The organism is Streptomyces sp. NPDC017936, assembly GCF_044328485.1.
Classification (GTDB): Bacteria; Actinomycetota; Actinomycetes; order Streptomycetales; family Streptomycetaceae; genus Streptomyces.
On record NZ_JBIRHK010000031.1, the window covers coordinates 18,551 to 37,376 of the forward strand.

The following is an 18,826-nucleotide window of genomic DNA, read 5'->3' on the forward strand; positions in this document are numbered from 1 at the left end:
GGCCGGCCGGAACGCGTGGGGATCAACAGCCGGAACGGTGACAACAGCTACAGCGAGCGCGGGCAGCACCGTGGGACCCGGCGGTGCGGGTCGAGGTGGATGCCGAGTTCGCGAGCATGCCCACAAGGACACCGGTTTACACCTTCGGTGTCAACTCGACAGCCGGTGCGCGGGACCGGTTCACCTCATCCGGTTCATCTGCGAGGTGAAAGGTTTGTGCATCGGATTGTCGGGACACAAGGCGCACAAGCCGGGCACGCACGCCTCGTTGTCGTCCCGTGATCCGTCGGTGATCCGGTTCGCTTCCGCGTGCGTGTCGGAACGAGATCGAACGTCCGGACGTCCTTCTCCGTACGAGCGGTACGGGGTGCGGCACGCTCCGGGGCTCCGCCGTGCGAAGAGGTTTATGGTGATTTGAACACTTAACGCACGGCCTTGGTTCCGCAGAGTGAATCCGGGCCCCAATAGCAGATCTCAGCTTGACTCGCCCGGAGCAGCACACTTGTAATTTCACTCGTGTCGTTCGGCCGTCATCGTCAACGGCCACGTCACGGGGACGCGAAAGACAGAGCGAGGGGCGCACATGACCGAGCTGGTGCAGCAACTGCTGGTCGACGACGCGGGCGAGGAACTCGGCTGGCAGGAGCGCGCACTGTGCGCCCAGACCGACCCCGAGTCCTTCTTCCCCGAGAAGGGCGGCTCCACCCGCGAGGCCAAGAAGGTCTGCCTCGCCTGTGAGGTCCGCTCCGAGTGCCTCGAGTACGCCCTCGCCAACGACGAACGCTTCGGCATCTGGGGCGGCCTGTCCGAACGGGAACGCCGACGACTCAAGAAGGCGGCCGTCTGAGAGGGACCGTCCGCGCGAGGCCGCCGAGGACGGCCCGCACGCGTGCGCGTCGCATCGGCGGCGCCCGGCACAGGACATCCGCAGGACGCTGCGAACGGCCCGTCGCCCGTGGTCATCCACAGGGGGCGGGCCGTCCTCATGCCCAGCCGATAGTGTGGGCGCTCGTCCGAGACACCCCGCCGCCCCCACACGGCACCGGTGTCCACCGCAGTCCATCGAACCGGGGCCCGTACCTCGATGTCCGTGCACAGCCACCCGGCAGCCCACAGCGGCGCCGCCACCGCGGGATTCGACCCGACCCACTCGACGGGATCCGACCCGACCCGCCCGCCCGAGTACCCGCGCCACGTGGTCACCGCGGTGCTCGTCTCCCACGACGGCGCCCGCTGGCTGCCCGACGCGCTCGCCGGGCTGTTCGGCCAGGAGCGCCCGGTCCAGTCCGCCGTGGCCGCCGACACCGGCAGCGCCGACGACTCCGCCCAGCTCCTCTCCGACGCCCTCGGCGCCGACCGCGTCCTGCACCTCGCCCGGCGGACCGGTTTCGGCCAGGCCGTCGAGGAGGCCAACCGCACGGCCCCGGTCCTCACCCCCGAGGAACTGCCGTACCTCAAGCGCCCCAGCGGCTGGGACCCCGTCACCCGCACCTGGCGCGACGACACCTACGACCTGCCGGAGCTCCCGCACGGCGAGCCCGTCCAGTGGCTGTGGCTCCTGCACGACGACTGCGCCCCCGAACCCGACGCCCTGGCCGAACTGCTGCGCGTCGTGGACAACGAACAGGAACTGGGCCGCGACGACGTGGCCGTCGTGGGCCCCAAGCTCCGCGGCTGGTACGACCGCCGCCAGCTCCTCGAGGTCGGCGTCACCATCGCCCACTCCGGCCGCCGCTGGACCGGCCTCGACCGCCGCGAACAGGACCAGGGCCAGCACGACCACGTCCGCTCCGTGCTGTCCGTGTCCAGCGCCGGCATGCTGATCCGCCGCGACGTCTTCGAGGAACTCGGCGGCTTCGACCGGCGGCTGCCCCTCATGCGCGACGACGTCGACCTGTGCTGGCGCGCCCACGCCGCCGGCCACCGCGTCCTCGTCGCCCCCGACGCCGTCGTACGGCACGCCGAGGCCGCCTCCCGCGAGCGGCGCACGGTCGACTGCGCGGGCCGCACCACGGCCTCCCCCCACAAGGTCGACAAGGCCGGCGCCGTCTACACCCTCCTCGTCAACAGCCGCACGGCGCTGCTGCCGTGGATCCTGGTCCGCCTGGTCCTCGGCACCCTCCTGCGGACCGTCGCCTACCTCGTCGGCAAGGTCCCCGGACAGGCCGTCGACGAGATCCGCGGCCTGCTGGGCACCCTGCTGCGGCCCGAGCGGATCATCGCCGGACGGCGCAGGCGCGGCCGCCCGCAGATCGACAAGGACGAGCTGCGGCCCCTGTTCCCGCCGCCCGGCGCGACCGTACGGGCCACCGTCGAACAGGTCGCCGGCGACTTCTTCGGCGCCTCCGACGAGAACGCCACCGGCGCCGGCCGGCACGGCGGCGCCATCGAGTCCGGCCCCGGCGGCGACGACGCCGACTTCCTGGAGATCGAGCAGTTCGCCCGCCTCAAGCGCATCGCCCGCAAGCCCGGCCCGGTGCTCTTCCTGGTCCTGCTGCTCGTCTCCCTGGTCGCCTGCCGCAACCTCCTGGGCGGCGGCGCGCTCGCCGGCGGCGCCCTGCTGCCCGCCCCGGCCGACGCCTCCGACCTGTGGTCGCGCTACCTGGACGCCTGGCACCCGGTGGGCGCCGGCAGCACCTCGTCCGCCCCGCCCTACCTCGCGATCGTCGCGCTGCTGGCCTCCCTGCTGCTCGGCTCCACCGGCCTCGCCGTCACCGTCCTGCTCGTCTGCTCGGTGCCGCTGGCCGGACTCACCGCCTACTTCGCCTCCCGGCCCCTCGTCGAGTCGCGCCTCCTGCGCGCGTGGGGCGCGGTCGTCTACGCCTTCCTGCCGGCCGCCACCGGCGCGCTCGCCGGCGGCCGGATCGGCACCGCCGTCCTCGCCGTCCTGCTGCCGCTCGTCGCGCGCGCGGGCATCGCCGCGAGCGGCCTCGCCCACTCCTCGGGGACCCGCGGCAGCTGGCGCGCCACCTGGGCGTACGCGCTGCTGCTGACGATCACCACCGCGTTCACCCCGATCGTGTGGCCCGTCGCCCTGGTCCTCGGCCTCGCCGTCCTGGCCGTGCGCCGCGCCGACATCACCGCCCACGGCCTGCGCTTCCTGGTCCAGCTCGGCACGCCCCTGCTGCTCCTCGCGCCCTGGTCGCTGACGCTGCTGCCGTTCGGCTTCTTCACCGAGGCCGGCCTGGAGTACGGCCCCTCGACCGCCTCCGCGACCGACCTGCTCGGCGCGAGCCCCGGCGGGCCCGGCACGGTCAGCGGACTGATGCTCATCGGCATCGTCCTGGCCGCGCTCGCCGCGCTGCTGCGCTCGGAGCGCCAGCCCGGCATCTGGACGGCCTGGGCGGTCGCCCTGGTGGGCCTCGTCTTCGCCGTCCTGTCCAACAGCTCCACCTGGGCCGGGCCCGCCACCCTCGTCTACGGCATCGCCCTGCTCGCCGCCGCCGTCATCGGCGCCGACGGAGCACGCGCGCGGGTCGCCGAGCAGAGCTTCGGCTGGCGCCAGCCGGTCGCCGCCCTCATCGCCTTCGCGTCGGCCGCGGGCCCCCTGCTCGTCGCCGCGGGCTGGATGATCGGCGGCGCCGACGGCCCGCTGGAGCGCCGCGACCCCGCCCAGGTGCCCGCGTTCGTCGCCGAGGAGAGCGGCACCCGCGACCAGGCCCGCACCCTCGTCCTCGACAGCGACTCCGCCGCCCACGTCGGCTACATGCTGGTCCGCGGCTCCGGCGCCCGCCTCGGCGACGCCGAACTCGCGCTCGCCGACGGCGACAACACCACGCTCGACAAGGTCGTCGCCAACCTGGTCGCCGGCTCCGGCGCCGACCAGGCCGACCAGCTCGGCAAGTTCGCCGTGCGCTACGTCCTCGTCCACAAGGGCGCACCCCGTGAGGTCACGCGGGTGCTGGACGCCACGCCCGGCCTGTCCCGGCTGAGCCAGCAGGACGGCAGCGGCCTGTGGCGGGTGGACCAGGAGGTCTCCCGCGCGGCCGTCGTCACCGACTCCGGCAAGGGCGCCGCCACCGCGGTCGCCGCGGGCCCCGTCGAGATCCACACCACGATCCCCGACGGCCCCGACGGCCGGATCCTGCGCCTGGCCGACACCGTCGCCGAGGGCTGGACGGCCACCCTGGACGGCAAGCCCCTGACCCGCACCACCGTCGACGGCTGGGCCCAGGGCTTCGAACTCCCCGCGTCCGGCGGCAAGCTGGACGTCACCTACGACGACCCGTTCACCCACACCGCCTGGCTGTGGGCGCAGGGCCTGCTCGCCCTGGTCCTCGTCGTCCTCGCCCTGCCCGGCCGCCGCCGCGACGTCGACGACGACCTCCCCGAGGAGGAGCCGCCGACCGACCTGGCCACCGCCGGCGAGGGCCGCCGCGCCCGCCGCCTGCGCGCCCAGGCCGAGGCCGAGGAGGCCGCGAAGGCCGAGGCCGAGGAAGCCGCCCGCTCCGAGGACGTCCCGCCCCCTCCGCCGGAGCAGACCCCGGTCCCCATCCCGCAGCAGCCCGCCTATCCCGCATGGGACGCGCCGGGCCACGCGGGCGCCGAGTACGGCGGCTACGGCGACGAGCAGTACCAGGACGCCCGGCAGCAGTACGCCCCCGACGGCTACGACCGGCAGTCCTACGACCCCTACCGGACGGACCGGTACGACCCGTACGCCTACGAGGGCCAGGACCAGCAGGCCGGCCCGTACGACCAGGCCTACCCGCAGCAGGGCTACGACCCCTCCGCGTACGGCCAGGGCGGCTACGACCCCGCCTACGACCCGGCCCAGCACCCCCACGGCACCGGCAGTGAGCGTCCCGACGGGAGCCAGCAGTGAACCGCACCACCCTGTCCCTGATCGTCGGCACGACCGCGCTCGCCGCCGTCACCGGCTTCGCCACGCTCACCGAGCCGGCCGCTCCCGCCGCGGAGACCGCCGGGGCGGCCGCCGTCCAGCCCGTGGAGCGCACCAGCCTGCTCTGCCCGGCCCCCAGCAGCTCCGACGTCGCGGAGACGACCTACACGTCGTACACGCCCGTCACCCAGGGCACGGGCAGCTCCGGCACGGCCGAACTCCGGCCGGCGACCGCCGAGTCGGCCGCCGCCGGAAGCGGGACGGGCGGCAAGAAGAAGACCGCGGCCAAGCCCGTCCTCACCCCCGAGGCCCCCGGCACGCCCGTCACCGGCGAGGTCTCCGGCGGCGAGGCGCCCGCGCTCGTGGGCGCCGCCGACGGCAGGTTCGCGCCCGGCTGGACGCTCCAGGAGACCACGCAGGTCGACGTCGGCACCGGACGCGGCCTGCTCGGCGTCACCTGCACCGGGCCGGACACGGAGTTCTGGTTCCCGGGCGTGAGCACGGCGGCCGACCGCACGGACTACGTCCACCTCACCAACCCCGACGACTCCGCCGCCGTCGCCGACATCGAGCTCCACGGCAAGGACGGCGCCGTGACGACCACGGTGGGGGAGGGCCTCACGATCCCGGCGCACTCCAGCGAGCCGATCCTGCTGTCGACGCTCACCGGCGAGAAGCAGGACGACCTCACCCTCCACGTCAACGTCCGCAGCGGCCGGGTCGGCGCGGCCGTACAGGCCCTGGACGACAAGCTCGGCGGGGACTGGCTGGCCGCGTCCGCCGACCCGGCGGGCAGCCTGGTCGTCCCCGGCATCCCCAAGGACGCCACGGCCGTGCGCCTGGTCGCCTTCGCCCCCGGTGACTCCGACGCCGACCTGAAGGTCCAACTCGCCTCCACCTCCGGCCTGATCACCCCGGCAGGCCACGAGACGCTGCACGTGAAGGCGGGCATGACGACCGCCGTCGACCTCGGTGACGTCACGCGCGGGGAGGCCGGCTCCCTGGTGCTGACCCCCACCGGCCAGTCGACGCCGGTGGTCGCGGCCGTCCGGGTCGTCCGCGGCAAGGGCGACAAGCAGGAGTCGGCCTTCATCCCGGCCACCGGCCCGGTCGGCACGCGCGCGTCCGCCGTCGGCAACACGGCCAAGGGATCCACGCTCTCCCTGACCGCCCCCCGGGGCACCGCCAAGGTGAAGGTCACCGCCTCCGCCGGCACCGAGGGGGGAACGGCGGCCTCCAAGACGTACACGATCAGGTCCGGCACCACCCAGGACGTCGAACTCCCGGTCCCCACCGGCCTGAAGGGCACCTACGCCCTCACGGTGGAGACCCTCGACGACACCCCCGTCCACGCCTCCCGCACCCTGACGGCATCGGTGGACGGCCTTCCGGGCTTCACGATCCAGACCCTCCCGGACGACCGGGGCACGGTGGCGGTGCCCGAGGCGGACGAGGACCTGACGATCCTTCAGGGGTGAGGGCGGGAGCCGCGGTGAGCGGCGGCGGCCGGGGCCGCCCCCGTCCGGCTCAGTCCTCCCCGTACCGGGGATCCACCGTCTCCGGGGTCAGGCCCAGCAGTTCGGCCACCTGCTCCACGACGACCTCGTGGACCAGCGCGGCCCGTTCGTCCCGCCCCTTGGTGCGGATCTCGACCGGCCGCCGGTAGACGACGACCCGCGCCCGGCGCCCCTCGCGCGCGGGCATCGTCCCGCCCAGGGGCACCGCCTCGTCGTTCCACGGCGCCGGGGTCCCGTCCAGCCGGGGCACCTCCATCACCATGAAGTCGATGTCGGCGAGCTGCGGCCAGTGCCGCTCCAGCCGTTCCACGGAGTCCTGCACCAGGTCGGCGAACACCTCGGCACGGCTGGCGGCCAGGGGCACCTGAGGGGGCGCGATCGGTCCCCGCATGCCCCGGCCGTGACGATCACGGCGACGGGGCCCGGGGCCTGCGGCACGGGGCGGTACGGGGCTGTCCATCACCACTGAAGCGTAGTCCCCGCCGCGACCGGCCGCCCGGCTCCACGCGGTGCCCCGCGGACCGCCCGGACGCCGCGCACGGCATGTCGCAGGATGACCATTCCAGCCAAGCTTGGGCTCGATTCCGTATCTCTCCGAGACCGGTCAACTCATGGCAATTGATGGTGTTTGCACCGGGCGCCGACCGGATCCGATGATCTTCCTCGCCTTGAGGGCTGGTGTTCGTGCAGGTCAGCGGGGTATGACTGGAGTGGTCTGTGGGGCGTTTCACAACACGACACGGTGGAGTGACCTGGTGGAGAGTCGTCGCGGCCCGCTCAAGAGTGCGGTACCGTCCAACGTCGTGAGCCCTGTACGTCGCTGTTCGCGAACCGCCTGCGGCCGACCCGCCGTGGCGACGCTGACGTACGTCTACGCCGACTCGACCGCGGTCCTCGGCCCGCTCGCCACCTACGCCGAACCCCACTGCTACGACCTGTGCGCCGAGCACTCCGAGCGCCTCACCGCCCCGCGCGGCTGGGAGGTCGTCCGGCTCCTCGACGGTTCGGCTCCCGCGCGCCCCAGCGGCGACGATCTGGAAGCGCTTGCCAACGCCGTCCGTGAGGCGGCCCGTCCGCAGGAACGCGCGGCCGGGGCCGCCGGCGGCGGCCGGGGGGCGGACCCGATGGAGGTCGCGCGCCGCGGCCATCTGCGCGTGCTGCGCTCACCGGACAACTGACCGCCCGTCACCCGCACCGAACGCGCGTCGGACACGCCCGGGGTGACGCCTGCTCAGTCCGGCGACCCGTCCCTGGACGTTCCGGCCCGGTGACGGACCGTCGGCCCCGGCCGCCCGCCCCATGGCGCCGCTCACACCGGTCGGTCCGGTGACCGGCCGGCGTGGCCCGCGCGAGACGTGACGGCCCGTCCTCGTCCGCCGAACCGCCCTCGTCCGCCGAACCGCCTTCGCCGCGGTCCGCTTCGCCGCCTCCCGCACGCCTGCCCGCGACCCGCCGCGAGGTGGTGCGCGCCCACGCCCCGGTCGTCGCCGGACCGGGCTTCCCCAGGGCCCTCTCGGGCCCGAGGCGACGGACCGCGTCACGCCTGCGGCCGGACGCGGCGCAGCCACAGCGGCCCGCCGGTCGCTCCGGGTAGTTTGTGGTGACTCACAGAACGTTCAGGAAGGTTTGGCCGTGGCTGCTGATCTGTCGCAGATCGTGAAGGCGTACGACGTACGCGGGGTGGTCCCGGACCAGTGGGACGCGTCACTGGCCGAACTGTTCGGAGCGGCCTTCGTCCAGGTGACCGCCGCCGAGGCGATCGTCGTCGGCCACGACATGCGCCCCTCCTCGCCCGGCCTCTCCCGAGCCTTCGCCCGCGGCGCGGCGGCACGCGGCGTGCACGTCACCGAGATCGGCCTGTGCTCCACGGACCAGCTGTACTACGCCTCCGGCGCGCTGAACCGGCCGGGCGCCATGTTCACGGCCTCGCACAACCCCGCGCAGTACAACGGCATCAAGCTGTGCCGCGCGGGCGCGGCCCCGGTCGGCCAGGACACGGGCCTGGCGGAGATCCGCGCCCTGGTCGAGCGCTGGTCGGGGTCGGCGGCCCCGGAACCGGCGCCGGCCCCGGGAACCGTCACCGGGGCCGACACGTTGGACGACTACGCCGCGCACCTGCGCTCACTCGTCGACCTCACCTCCATCCGCCCCCTGAAGGTCGTCGTCGACGCGGGCAACGGCATGGGCGGCCACACCGTCCCCACGGTCTTCGCCGGGCTGCCCCTGACGCTCGTCCCGATGTACTTCGAGCTCGACGGCACCTTCCCGAACCACGAGGCCAACCCCCTCGACCCGGCCAACCTCGTCGACCTGCAGAAGCGGGTCCGCGAGGAGGGCGCCGACCTCGGCCTCGCCTTCGACGGCGACGCCGACCGCTGCTTCGTCGTCGACGAACAGGGCGACCCGGTCTCCCCGTCCGCGATCACCGCCCTGGTCGCGGCCCGTGAACTCGCCCGCCACGGCGGCGAGGGCACGGTCATCCACAACCTGATCACCTCCTGGACCGTCCCCGAGGTGGTGAAGGAGAACGGCGGCACCCCCGTCCGCACCCGCGTCGGCCACTCCTTCATCAAGGCGGAGATGGCCCGCACCGGCGCCATCTTCGGCGGCGAACACTCCGCCCACTACTACTTCAAGGACTTCTGGAACGCCGACACCGGCATGCTGGCGGCCCTCCACGTCCTCGCCGCCCTCGGCGGCCAGGACGCCCCGCTGTCCTCCCTGGTGGCCCAGTACGACCGCTACACCGGCTCCGGCGAGATCAACTCCACGGTCGACGACCAGGCGGCCCGCATCGGGGCGATCCGGACCGCGTACGGCAGCCGCGACGACGTCACCCTCGACGAACTCGACGGCCTCACCGTCTCCTCCCGGGACTGGTGGTTCAACGTCCGCCCCTCCAACACGGAGCCGCTCCTCCGCCTGAACGCGGAGGCACGGGACGAGGCGACCATGCGGCAGGTCAGGGACGAGGTCCTGGCCGTCATCCGCGGCTGAGCCACGGAAGGGAGGGGGGACTTCCCCCGCGGCCGAGGCCCTGCGCTCCCTGCGCGGCCCGGGTCCCGGACCCCCCGGGCTTCTCCCGCGGCCCGGGCCCCGGACCGAGCCCCCGAGCTTCTCCCGCGGCCCGGGCCCCGGACCGAGCCCCCGGCTTCTCCCGCGGCCCGGGTTCCGCGCCGAGCCCTCGGGGCTTCCCCCCGCCGTCCGGGCTACGGACCGAGCCTTCGGGGCTCCCTCCGTAGCCCGAGCCCCCGGGCTCCCCCCCCGCAGCCCCGGCTCCGTCCCGAGGCGCCGGGCTTCCTCCGCGGCCGGGCTCCGGGCCGAAGCCCTGAGCCTCCTCCGCGGCCGAGGAGCGGCACGAGGCCCCGGGCAGCCACCGCGGCCGCCCCCCCCACGCCGGCCGGGCGCAGCACGGCACCCGCCCGGTCGGCCGTCCGCCGGGGCGGGCGGCGCGCCCCCGCCCGTCACCACCCGCCACCCCACCGCCCCACCCCCACCAGCGGTACGCTGACCAGGCACATCCGCGCACCCTCACAACCCGCCACATCCGCACGGATCCACCCGAAGGGACAACCCCATGCCGCTCGAAGCCGGCCTCCTGGAGATCCTCGCCTGCCCCGCCTGCCACGCCCCCCTCAAGGAGCAGGACACCGAGTTGATCTGCACCGGCCAGGACTGCGGCCTGGCGTACCCCGTCCGCGACGGCATCCCCGTCCTCCTCGTCGACGAGGCCCGCCGCCCCGCCTGACGACCGCCGCCCGGCACCGTTCCCGGCCCCCGGGGTGACACGGACGGCCTCACGGGGAACAGCCCTCTCAGGGACCCCTTCCGTACCCCCGCCCCCCGGCGCCCGCACACCGACGACGACCCGGCGATCGGAGACCTGACGCCATGCTCGACGAATCGCTGCTCGACACGCCGGAGGCCCTGGCCGAGGCAGACCACCGCGCCCTCCTGCGCGGAGCGGCCGAGGCCGGCGCCCGTGTCCGCACCGCGGCCCGGCACGCCCTCGAGGCCGGCGTCCACGACCTCGCCCCGGACGGCCGCCCCCGGGCGATCCTCATCGCGGGCCCCGGCGCCGCCGCCACGACCGTCGCCGACCTCCTCCGCACCCTCGCCGGCGCCTCCTGCCCCGTCATCCGCCTCGCCCCCACCGGCGTCGCCCCCGCCGGGGGCGCCCTGCGCTGGGACCTCCCCGGCTGGATCGGCTCCCTCGACCTCCTGCTGATCGCCACCCCCGACGGCAGCGAACCCGGCCTCGCCCTCCTCGCCGAGCAGGCCTACCGCCGAGGCTGCACCGTCGTCGCCGTGGCGCCCGCCCGCTCCCCGCTCACCGACGGCGTGGCCGCCACCCACGGTCTGTTCGTCCCCATGGCCACCGCGCCCTACGAACACGACGAGCAGCCCCCCGTCGCCGCCTCCGCCCCCGGCGTCCTGTGGGCCCTGTTCACCCCCCTCCTCGCGCTCCTCGACCGCATCGCGCTGCTCTCCGCCCCGCCGGACGCACTGGAGAAGGTCGCCGACCGCCTCGACCACGTCGCCGAACGCTGCGGCCCCGCCATCGCGACCTACAGCAACCCCGCCAAGACCCTGGCCGCCGAACTCGCCGACGCCCTCCCCGTGATCTGGACCGAGGGCGCCTCCGCCGGCCCCGCGGGCCGCCGCTTCGCCGACGCCCTCGCCGAACTCTCCGGCCGCCCCGCCCTCGTCTCCGAACTCCCCGAGGCCCTCGCCGCCCACAGCGCCCTGCTCGCCGGCCCCCTCGCCGCCAGCGCCGACCCGGACGACTTCTTCCGCGACCGCGTCGAGGAACCGCCCGCCCTGCACGCACGCGTGGTGCTGCTGCGCGACCGCCCGATCGGCGGCCTCACCGCCGCCCCGGCCGCCCGCGACCTGGCCCTCAGCCACGACACGCCCATCAGCGAACTCGAACCGGAGCCCGGCGACGAACTCGTCACCCTCGCCGAGCTCATCGCCGTCACGGACTTCGCCGCCGTTTACCTGGCGCTCGCCTCGGGAGCCTGAACCGGCGACCGGCCGCCCGCACACCCGCGACGGCCGTCGCCCGCCCCGCCCACGCGACCGACGGACCCACCGACAGGCAGGCAGAGACACCGCATGGACCGCCTCGACAACACCATCCGCCCCTACGCCTGGGGTTCCCCCACCGCGATCCCGCACCTCCTCGGCGCCGAACCGACCGGCGAACCGCAGGCGGAGATGTGGATGGGCGCCCACCCCGGCGCCCCCTCCCGCACCGGCCGGGGCACCCTCGCCGAGGTCATCGAGGCCGACCCGCACAAGGAACTCGGCGCGCCGGCCGTCGGCAAGTTCGGCCCCCGGCTCCCCTTCCTCCTCAAGATCCTCGCCGCCGGCGCCCCCCTCTCCCTCCAGGTCCACCCCGACCTGGCACAGGCCCGAGCGGGCTACGACGACGAGGAGCGCCGCGGCATCCCCGTGGACGCCCCCCACCGCAACTACAAGGACGCCAACCACAAGCCCGAACTCATCTGCGCGCTCACCGAGTTCGACGGCCTGTGCGGCTTCCGCGCCCCCGTCGAGGCCGCGGACCTCCTCGACGGCCTCGGCGTCGACTCCCTCAAGCCGTACGTCGACCTCCTGCACGCCCACCCCGAGGACGCCGCCCTGCGCGAAGTCCTCACCGCGATCCTCACCGCCGACCCCGCGGAGACGGCCCGCACCGTCACCGCCGCCGCAGCCGCCTGCGACCGCCTCGGCGGCGCCTACGCCCCCTACGCCGGCATCGCCCACCACCACCCCGGCGACCCCGGCGTCATCGCGGCCATGCTCCTCAACCACGTCCGCCTCCGGCCCGGCGAGGCACTCTTCCTCGGCGCCGGCATCCCGCACGCCTACCTCAGCGGCCTCGGCGTCGAGATCATGGCCAACTCCGACAACGTCCTGCGCTGCGGCCTCACCCCCAAGCACGTCGACGTCCCCGAACTCCTGCGCGTCGTCCGCTTCGAGCCCGCCGACCCCGCCGTCCTGCGCCCCGAAGCAGCCCCGGACGGCGAGGAGGTCTACGAGACCCCCACCGACGAGTTCCGCCTGTCCCGGTACGTCCTCCCCGAGGGCGCCGCCCCCCGCGACCTCACCCTCCCGACCCCACAGATCCTCCTGTGCACCGCGGGCGCCGTCCACGCCGACGGCCACACCCTGACCCCCGGCCACTCCGTCTTCGTCCCCGCGGGCGAAAAGGCCGAAGTGTCCGGAGCCGGCACGGTCTTCCGGGCCACCGTCGTCGCCTGACGCATCCCGTCCGTCCCACCGGGCACACGGATGGCGGACCGGGCTGCAACAATGACCCACCGCAAAGGACGGGCAAAGCCGACGACGGCACGAGCGCCCCGAGGACGACCCCCAGCACGAAGGGACCACGCGAACACATGAGCGCGTCAGGCGGCACCAAAGCGATCGTGGCGGCACTCGGCGCCAACCTCGCGATCGCGGCATCGAAGTTCGTGGCGTTCGCGTTCAGCGGCTCGTCGTCCATGCTCGCCGAGGGCGTCCACTCGCTCGCCGACTCCGGCAACCAGGCGCTCCTCCTCGTCGGCGGCAAGAAGGCCCAGCGCGAGGCCACCCCGCAACACCCCTTCGGCTACGGCCGCGAGCGCTACATCTACGCCTTCCTCGTCTCCATCATCCTGTTCTCGGTCGGCGGCATGTTCGCCCTCTACGAGGGCTACGAGAAGATCCAGCACCCGCACGAACTCGAACACTGGTACTGGCCCGTCGGCGTCCTCGTCTTCGCGATCCTGGCCGAGTCGTTCTCCTTCCGGACCGCCATCAAGGAGGCCGCCCCGCTGCGCGGCGGCCTCTCCTGGAAGGAGTTCGTGCGCCGCGCCAAGGCCCCCGAGCTCCCGGTCGTCCTCCTGGAGGACTTCGGCGCACTCGTCGGCCTGGTCCTCGCCCTCCTCGGCGTCGGCCTGTCCCTGGTCACCGGCGACGGCGTCTGGGACGGCATCGGCACGATCTGCATCGGCATCCTGCTCGTCCTCATCGCCGTCGTCCTGGCCATCGAGACCAAGTCCCTCCTCCTCGGCGAGGCCGCCGGCCCGGAGGAGTCCCTGAAGATCCAGGCCGCCATCGTCGACGGCGACACCGTCACCCGCGTCATCCACATGCGCACCCTCCACCTCGGCCCCGAGGAACTCCTCGTCGCCGCCAAGATCGCCGTCCAGCACGACGACACGGCCACCGAGGTCGCGCGCGCCATCGACGCCGCCGAGTCCCGCATCCGCGAGGCCGTCCCCATCGCCCGCGTCATCTACCTCGAGCCCGACATCTACAGCGAGAGCGAGGCCGCCAAGGGGCCGGACCCCAAGGCGACCCCGGGCGGACCGGCCCACCCCCCGGCCGACCACTGACCCACCACGCCGTCCGACGGGGCCCGCCGACCACCGGCGGGCCCCGCCCGTTTTCCCGCCACCCCACCCCTCACGCTCCGTGATCGGCGTGATCTGTTCGGAAGTGGACTGGGGTCGCCCGGCGCCACCGGTGTAGCTTGGAACGGAGCCAGACGTCGCTGCTGATGGCGGTCGGGCGGTCCCAGCACGGACCGACCGAGGGAGAGAGGGCCTCCGACGGACTGCGCTGCGCGCACGCGGGCATGCCTGTGTCCCCACAGGGCACCCCTGTGTCCGCCGCCGCGCAGACCAGCCGTACCCAGACCTCGACCCAACCCCGAGGAGCAGCTCGCAATGACGACTGTCGACAACCGACAGGACTTCAAGGTCGCCGACCTCTCCCTGGCCGAGTTCGGCCGCAAGGAGATCACCCTCGCCGAGCACGAGATGCCGGGCCTCATGGCGATCCGCAAGGAATACGCCGAGGCGCAGCCCCTCGCCGGCGCCCGCGTCACCGGCTCCCTGCACATGACCGTGCAGACCGCCGTCCTCATCGAGACCCTCGTCGCCCTCGGCGCGCAGGTCCGCTGGGCCTCCTGCAACATCTTCTCCACCCAGGACCACGCCGCCGCCGCCATCGCCGTCGGCCCCGACGGCACGCCCGACAACCCGCAGGGCGTCCCCGTCTTCGCCTGGAAGGGCGAAACGCTCGAAGAGTACTGGTGGTGCACCGAGCAGGCCCTGACCTGGCCGGACAGCCCCACCGGCGGCCCCAACATGATCCTGGACGACGGCGGCGACGCCACCCTCCTCGTCCACAAGGGCGTCGAGTACGAGAAGGACGGCAAGGTCCCCTCGCCCGACACCGCCGAGTCCGACGAGCACCGCGTCATCCTCGAACTCCTCACCCGCACCGTCGCCGAGACGCCCCAGAAGTGGACCCAGCTGGCGTCCGAGATCCGCGGCGTCACCGAGGAGACCACCACCGGCGTCCACCGCCTGTACGAGATGCAGCGCGACGGCCTCCTCCTCTTCCCCGCGATCAACGTCAACGACGCCGTCACCAAGTCGAAGTTCGACAACAAGTACGGCTGCCGCCACTCCCTCGTCGACGGCATCAACCGCGCCACCGACGTCCTCATCGGCGGCAAGACCGCCGTCGTCTGCGGCTACGGCGACGTCGGCAAGGGCTGCGCCGAGTCCCTCCGCGGCCAGGGCGCCCGCGTCATCGTCACCGAGATCGACCCGATCTGCGCCCTCCAGGCCGCGATGGACGGCTACCAGGTCACGACCCTCGACGAGGTCGTCGACAAGGCCGACATCTTCATCACCACGACCGGCAACAAGGACATCATCATGGCCTCGGACATGGCCAAGATGAAGCACCAGGCCATCGTCGGGAACATCGGCCACTTCGACAACGAGATCGACATGGCCGGCCTCGCCAAGACCCCCGGCATCGTCAAGGACGAAATCAAGCCGCAGGTCCACACCTGGACCTTCCCCGACGGCAAGAAGATCATCGTCCTCTCCGAGGGCCGCCTGCTGAACCTGGGCAACGCCACCGGCCATCCGTCGTTCGTGATGTCCAACTCCTTCGCGGACCAGACCCTGGCCCAGATCGAGCTGTTCACCAAGCCCGACGAGTACCCGACCGGCGTCTACACCCTGCCCAAGCACCTCGACGAGAAGGTCGCCCGCCTCCACCTGGACGCACTCGGCGTGAAGCTCACCCAGCTCCGCCCCGAGCAGGCCGCCTACATCGGCGTCGACGTCGACGGCCCCTACAAGCCGGACCACTACCGCTACTGAGTCCACCGCCCCACCCGCCGGGGAACGCACCCGCGCGCTGACGCGCTCACCGGCACCGGACAGGTCCTCCGAGGCAGGCCCCCGCACCCCCGTGTCGGGGGCCTGCCCCTTCGGTCCCGCACCGGCCCGGCCGTCACCCCGCCGGACCGGCTCGCCCGGATGACCGGACCAGCCCGTCAGACCCCAGGACCCCCATGCCCCGCGGCCGCTATTCGCTCCACGATCCGCACGATCACACCCCCCTCGCCCACGAGCACTTCCACTGCGCCCCCGGCCCCTCCGGCTGGCGCTACGTCTCCCAGCTGACCGCCCCCACCGGCGAACACGCCGGCTCCGTCGACCTCACCCTCGACGATCTCGGCCGCCCCCTCCGCCTCGAACTCCACGCGAGCGGCTGGCAGGTCCGCGGCGCGGCCCTCGACGGCGTCACCTGGGTCCGCACCGACCCCACCGGCGCCCACGCCACGGAAGGCAACGTCCGGGCCCACGCCTTCACCGGCACCTCCCCCGCCTTCCTCATCGCCACCACCCGTCTCCTGCGCCTCACCCCCTCCACGTCCGCGACCCGCGTACGCCTCGTAGCCTTCACCGACCCGGTCCTCGCCCCACGCACCGTCGACCAGTCCTGGGCGCTGGTGAACAGAGAAGCACACGCCACTGACAGCGGCCCCCTGACCGTGGACGAATACCAGGTCACAGCCCTGGACACCGGCGAACAGCACACCGTCCACATCGCCGGCGACATCGTCCTGGCGGCCCCCGGCATCGAGCTGGAAGACCTCGAATCACCCCCGTCGGCCCTCGACTGAAGCAAGGCGGGCGACGGCGGGTCGAGGACGACGCGCAGGGACGACGCGCCCGGCACCTACGCGGGTGGCACGAACCCCGTGGCCGGAAGCCCGGTCGGCCCCGCGTCAGCGGACGCCCCCGCCCCACCGCCGCTCCCGCCCTGCCGGGGAGACTCCGCCCCAGCCTCCGCAGGCCCCTCGACCACGGGGAAAGGGACGAGGGGACCGTGCCCGACAGGGGCCCGGCCGTCAGGGCCGGAGCCGGCGGGGCCGTACCCGTCAGCCGGGACCGCAGGCTGCTGCCCCCCACCCGCGAACGCCCGCCGCGCCTCCCGCACCTGCCGCTCCTGCACCACCGCGGCCAGATACGCACCCGGCGGCACCCCCGGAGGCACCGGAGCCCCCGTCCGCGCCGCGAGATCCCCGGCCAGCCGCTCCGCCATCGCCCGGCCGACCTGCGGATCCAACTGCTCCATCCGCCCCAGGTACTGCCGGACCGCCAACCACAGACCGTCCGGCACCGCCGACAGATCGAGTCCCGAGAACCGCCCGGCCAGCCACGGCGGGGGAGGCGGCAGGAAACCCGTCCGCGCCACCGGCACCCGCTCCCGCACCACCAGCGTCCCGGCGAACACATCCCCGAGCCGCCGCCCCCGCGCCGACACCAGTGAGGCGACACACGCCACCACCCCCGCCGTCAGCAGGATCTCGACCACGCCGAGCGCACCCCGCACCAACGCGTGCCGGAACCGGATCGGCCCGCCGTCGTCCCTCACCACACGCAACCCGCAGGCCACCTTCCCCAGCGACCGCCCGTGGCTGAGCACCTCCACCGCGATCGGCCCACCGGCCAGCACCAGCAGGAACGCGGCGATCGAGACCGCCGTCCGCGCCGCCTCGTCCAGGGACGCGGTGGCGGCCAGCAAGGCGATGCTCACGACGACATAGACCACCACGGCCACCGTCAGGTCCAGCAACGCGGCCACACCCCGGCTGGGCAGCCTGGCAGGCTGCAGCTCCAGCGCCACCGCCTCACCCGTCACCAGCTCACTCACGCCCGCCGCCCCTTCCCCGACCTGCCCCGGCAACGGTCAGTCTGCCAAGCTGAGGGCACACCGCGCCCCGGTACGACAAGCTGATCCCACGCCCGGCCGCCGACGAACAGCCGAGGAGCAGGCACCCGATGGACCTCGACGTCTTCGTCTCCGCCCACCGAGCCGAATGGGACCGCCTCGACGCCCTCCTGCGCCGCCGCCGCCTCACCGGCACCGAGGCGGACGAACTCGTCACCCTCTACCAGCGCACCGCCACCCACCTCTCGCTGATCCGGTCCAGCGCCCCCGACCCGCAGCTGACCGGCCGGCTGACCCACTTGGTGGCACGCGCGCGCAGCACCGTCACAGGCACCCGACGCGCCTCCTGGAGGGACGTCACCCGCTTCCTCACCCAGGACTTTCCCGCGGCGGTCTACCGGTCACGGCACTGGTGGGTCCCCACGGCCCTCGTCTCCACGGCCGTCGCCGCCCTCCTGGGCTGGTGGATCGGCTCCCACCAGGAAGTCCAGTCCTCCATAGCGGCGCCCGGCGCATTGCGCGAGCTGACCCGCCCCGGCGGCCAGTACGAGACGTACTACTCCAGCCACCCCGCCGCTTCCTTCGCCGCCCAGGTCTGGACGAACAACGCCCAGGCCGCCGCGATGTGCCTGGTCCTCGGCGTCTTCCTGGGCCTTCCCGTCCTCTGGATCCTCCTCCAGAACATGCTCAACCTGGGGATCGGCATCGGCCTCATGTCCTCAGCGGGCCGGCTCGACACCTTCCTCGGCCTGGTCCTCCCGCACGGCCTCCTGGAACTCACCGCCGTCTTCGTCGCCGCCGGCACCGGCCTGCGGCTCGGCTGGACTCTCGTCGACCCCGGTTCCCGCACCCGGCGCACCGCCCTCGCCGAGGAAGGCCGCGCCGCCGTCGGCATGGCCGTCGGCCTCGCCCTCGTCCTCTTCGTCTCGGGAGCCGTCGAAGGCTTCGTCACCCCCTCGGGCCTCCCCACCTGGGCCCGCATCGCCATCGGCGTCGCCGCGGAGCTCGCCTTCCTCGGCTACGTCTACGTCCTCGGCGCCAGAGCCGTCCGCGCCGGCTCCACGGGGGACGTGGAGGCATCCGAGCGCAGCGCCACGCTGCCGACGGCCGCCTGATGTGCATCTGGGCCCGTTCAACTGCTAGTCTCCTGCTCGCCCCACAAGAGCCGTTGACACGGGTCGCGTGGGGAGGTAGATTTGAACAGTTGCCTGGACTGGACAGGGTCCGGTCGGCAACGAGTGAAAATCTATACGGCTTCCCGGAACGCTGATTCCACAGAAGCCCCTCCCGATGAATCGGAACGAATGGCTGGTCAGACCGGCCGGAAACTTCTGATAAAGTCGGAACCGCCGGAAAGGAAACCGCGAGTCAAAAGCGGGAACCTGGAAAGCGCCGAGGAAATCGGATCGGAAAAAGGATCTGATAG

The 18,826-nt window shown here is 73.5% G+C and carries 14 protein-coding genes; 12 read left to right on the top strand and 2 right to left on the bottom strand.

Annotated features, from left to right (window positions below):
• The first annotated feature begins 583 nt into the window (after nt 1-583).
• The 3 genes from ACH4F6_RS38905 to ACH4F6_RS38915 all read left to right on the top strand — a co-directional run bounded on the left by ACH4F6_RS38905 (nt 584) and on the right by ACH4F6_RS38915 (nt 6,321).
• Nucleotides 584-847: a WhiB family transcriptional regulator gene (locus ACH4F6_RS38905; RefSeq protein ID WP_030792866.1), complete on the top strand. Its 264-nt coding sequence runs from the start codon at nt 584-586 to the stop codon at nt 845-847.
• A 237-nt stretch (nt 848-1,084) separates the two neighbouring features.
• A complete protein-coding gene (locus ACH4F6_RS38910; RefSeq protein WP_397965350.1) occupies nt 1,085-4,825 on the top strand; it encodes a glycosyltransferase in 3,741 nt (1,246 codons plus the stop codon).
• On the top strand, nt 4,822-6,321 hold the full coding sequence (locus tag ACH4F6_RS38915) for a DUF5719 family protein (protein WP_397965352.1): 1,500 nt from the start codon (nt 4,822-4,824) through the stop codon (nt 6,319-6,321). The genes ACH4F6_RS38910 and ACH4F6_RS38915 overlap by 4 nt, the downstream gene beginning before the upstream one ends.
• A 49-nt stretch (nt 6,322-6,370) precedes the next feature.
• Here the strand turns inward: ACH4F6_RS38915 and ACH4F6_RS38920 are convergent, their stop codons facing one another.
• Complete coding sequence (locus ACH4F6_RS38920) at nt 6,371-6,751, bottom strand: metallopeptidase family protein (RefSeq protein ID WP_397965353.1); 381 nt, start codon at nt 6,749-6,751, stop codon at nt 6,371-6,373.
• Nucleotides 6,752-7,115: 364 nt separating this feature from the next.
• Between ACH4F6_RS38920 and ACH4F6_RS38925 the strand changes: the two genes are divergently transcribed.
• The 8 genes from ACH4F6_RS38925 to ACH4F6_RS38960 all read left to right on the top strand — a co-directional run bounded on the left by ACH4F6_RS38925 (nt 7,116) and on the right by ACH4F6_RS38960 (nt 16,348).
• Entirely contained in the window at nt 7,116-7,538 is a 423-nt protein-coding gene (locus ACH4F6_RS38925) for a DUF3499 domain-containing protein (RefSeq protein WP_397965355.1), read from the top strand.
• A 454-nt stretch (nt 7,539-7,992) separates the two neighbouring features.
• Entirely contained in the window at nt 7,993-9,357 is a 1,365-nt protein-coding gene (locus tag ACH4F6_RS38930) for a phosphomannomutase/phosphoglucomutase (RefSeq protein ID WP_397965356.1), read from the top strand.
• Nucleotides 9,358-9,937: 580 nt separating this feature from the next.
• Entirely contained in the window at nt 9,938-10,108 is a 171-nt protein-coding gene (locus tag ACH4F6_RS38935) for a Trm112 family protein (protein WP_007382472.1), read from the top strand.
• Between the two features lie 143 nt (nt 10,109-10,251).
• Entirely contained in the window at nt 10,252-11,385 is a 1,134-nt protein-coding gene (locus ACH4F6_RS38940) for an SIS domain-containing protein (protein WP_397965358.1), read from the top strand.
• 93 nt (nt 11,386-11,478) lie between these two features.
• The gene (manA, locus tag ACH4F6_RS38945) at nt 11,479-12,630 is read left to right on the top strand and encodes a mannose-6-phosphate isomerase, class I (RefSeq protein ID WP_397965360.1); all 1,152 of its coding nucleotides are present in this window, start codon (nt 11,479-11,481) and stop codon (nt 12,628-12,630) included.
• A 137-nt stretch (nt 12,631-12,767) separates the two neighbouring features.
• On the top strand, nt 12,768-13,748 hold the full coding sequence (locus ACH4F6_RS38950; protein WP_397965361.1) for a cation diffusion facilitator family transporter: 981 nt from the start codon (nt 12,768-12,770) through the stop codon (nt 13,746-13,748).
• A 333-nt stretch (nt 13,749-14,081) separates the two neighbouring features.
• The gene (gene ahcY / locus ACH4F6_RS38955; RefSeq protein WP_397965362.1) at nt 14,082-15,539 is read left to right on the top strand and encodes an adenosylhomocysteinase; all 1,458 of its coding nucleotides are present in this window, start codon (nt 14,082-14,084) and stop codon (nt 15,537-15,539) included.
• Between the two features lie 194 nt (nt 15,540-15,733).
• On the top strand, nt 15,734-16,348 hold the full coding sequence (locus ACH4F6_RS38960) for a hypothetical protein (protein ID WP_397965363.1): 615 nt from the start codon (nt 15,734-15,736) through the stop codon (nt 16,346-16,348).
• Nucleotides 16,349-16,404: 56 nt separating this feature from the next.
• Here the strand turns inward: ACH4F6_RS38960 and ACH4F6_RS38965 are convergent, their stop codons facing one another.
• Nucleotides 16,405-17,382, bottom strand: a complete 978-nt coding sequence (locus tag ACH4F6_RS38965; RefSeq protein WP_397965365.1) for an RDD family protein — start codon at nt 17,380-17,382, stop codon at nt 16,405-16,407.
• Between the two features lie 128 nt (nt 17,383-17,510).
• On the opposite strand from ACH4F6_RS38965, the gene ACH4F6_RS38970 reads away from it, so the two are divergent.
• The gene (locus ACH4F6_RS38970; protein WP_397965367.1) at nt 17,511-18,515 is read left to right on the top strand and encodes a stage II sporulation protein M; all 1,005 of its coding nucleotides are present in this window, start codon (nt 17,511-17,513) and stop codon (nt 18,513-18,515) included.
• Nucleotides 18,516-18,826 lie beyond the last annotated feature (311 nt).

Coding starts and splice junctions, on each gene's coding strand:
- ACH4F6_RS38905 (WP_030792866.1), top strand. CDS start 584: ATGACCGAGCTGGTGCAGCAACTGCTGGTCGACGACGCGGGCGAGGAA.
- ACH4F6_RS38910 (WP_397965350.1), top strand. CDS start 1,085: ATGTCCGTGCACAGCCACCCGGCAGCCCACAGCGGCGCCGCCACCGCG.
- ACH4F6_RS38920 (WP_397965353.1), bottom strand. CDS start 6,751: ATGCGGGGACCGATCGCGCCCCCTCAGGTGCCCCTGGCCGCCAGCCGT.
- ACH4F6_RS38935 (WP_007382472.1), top strand. CDS start 9,938: ATGCCGCTCGAAGCCGGCCTCCTGGAGATCCTCGCCTGCCCCGCCTGC.
- ACH4F6_RS38940 (WP_397965358.1), top strand. CDS start 10,252: ATGCTCGACGAATCGCTGCTCGACACGCCGGAGGCCCTGGCCGAGGCA.
- manA (WP_397965360.1), top strand. CDS start 11,479: ATGGACCGCCTCGACAACACCATCCGCCCCTACGCCTGGGGTTCCCCC.
- ACH4F6_RS38950 (WP_397965361.1), top strand. CDS start 12,768: ATGAGCGCGTCAGGCGGCACCAAAGCGATCGTGGCGGCACTCGGCGCC.
- ahcY (WP_397965362.1), top strand. CDS start 14,082: ATGACGACTGTCGACAACCGACAGGACTTCAAGGTCGCCGACCTCTCC.
- ACH4F6_RS38960 (WP_397965363.1), top strand. CDS start 15,734: ATGCCCCGCGGCCGCTATTCGCTCCACGATCCGCACGATCACACCCCC.
- ACH4F6_RS38970 (WP_397965367.1), top strand. CDS start 17,511: ATGGACCTCGACGTCTTCGTCTCCGCCCACCGAGCCGAATGGGACCGC.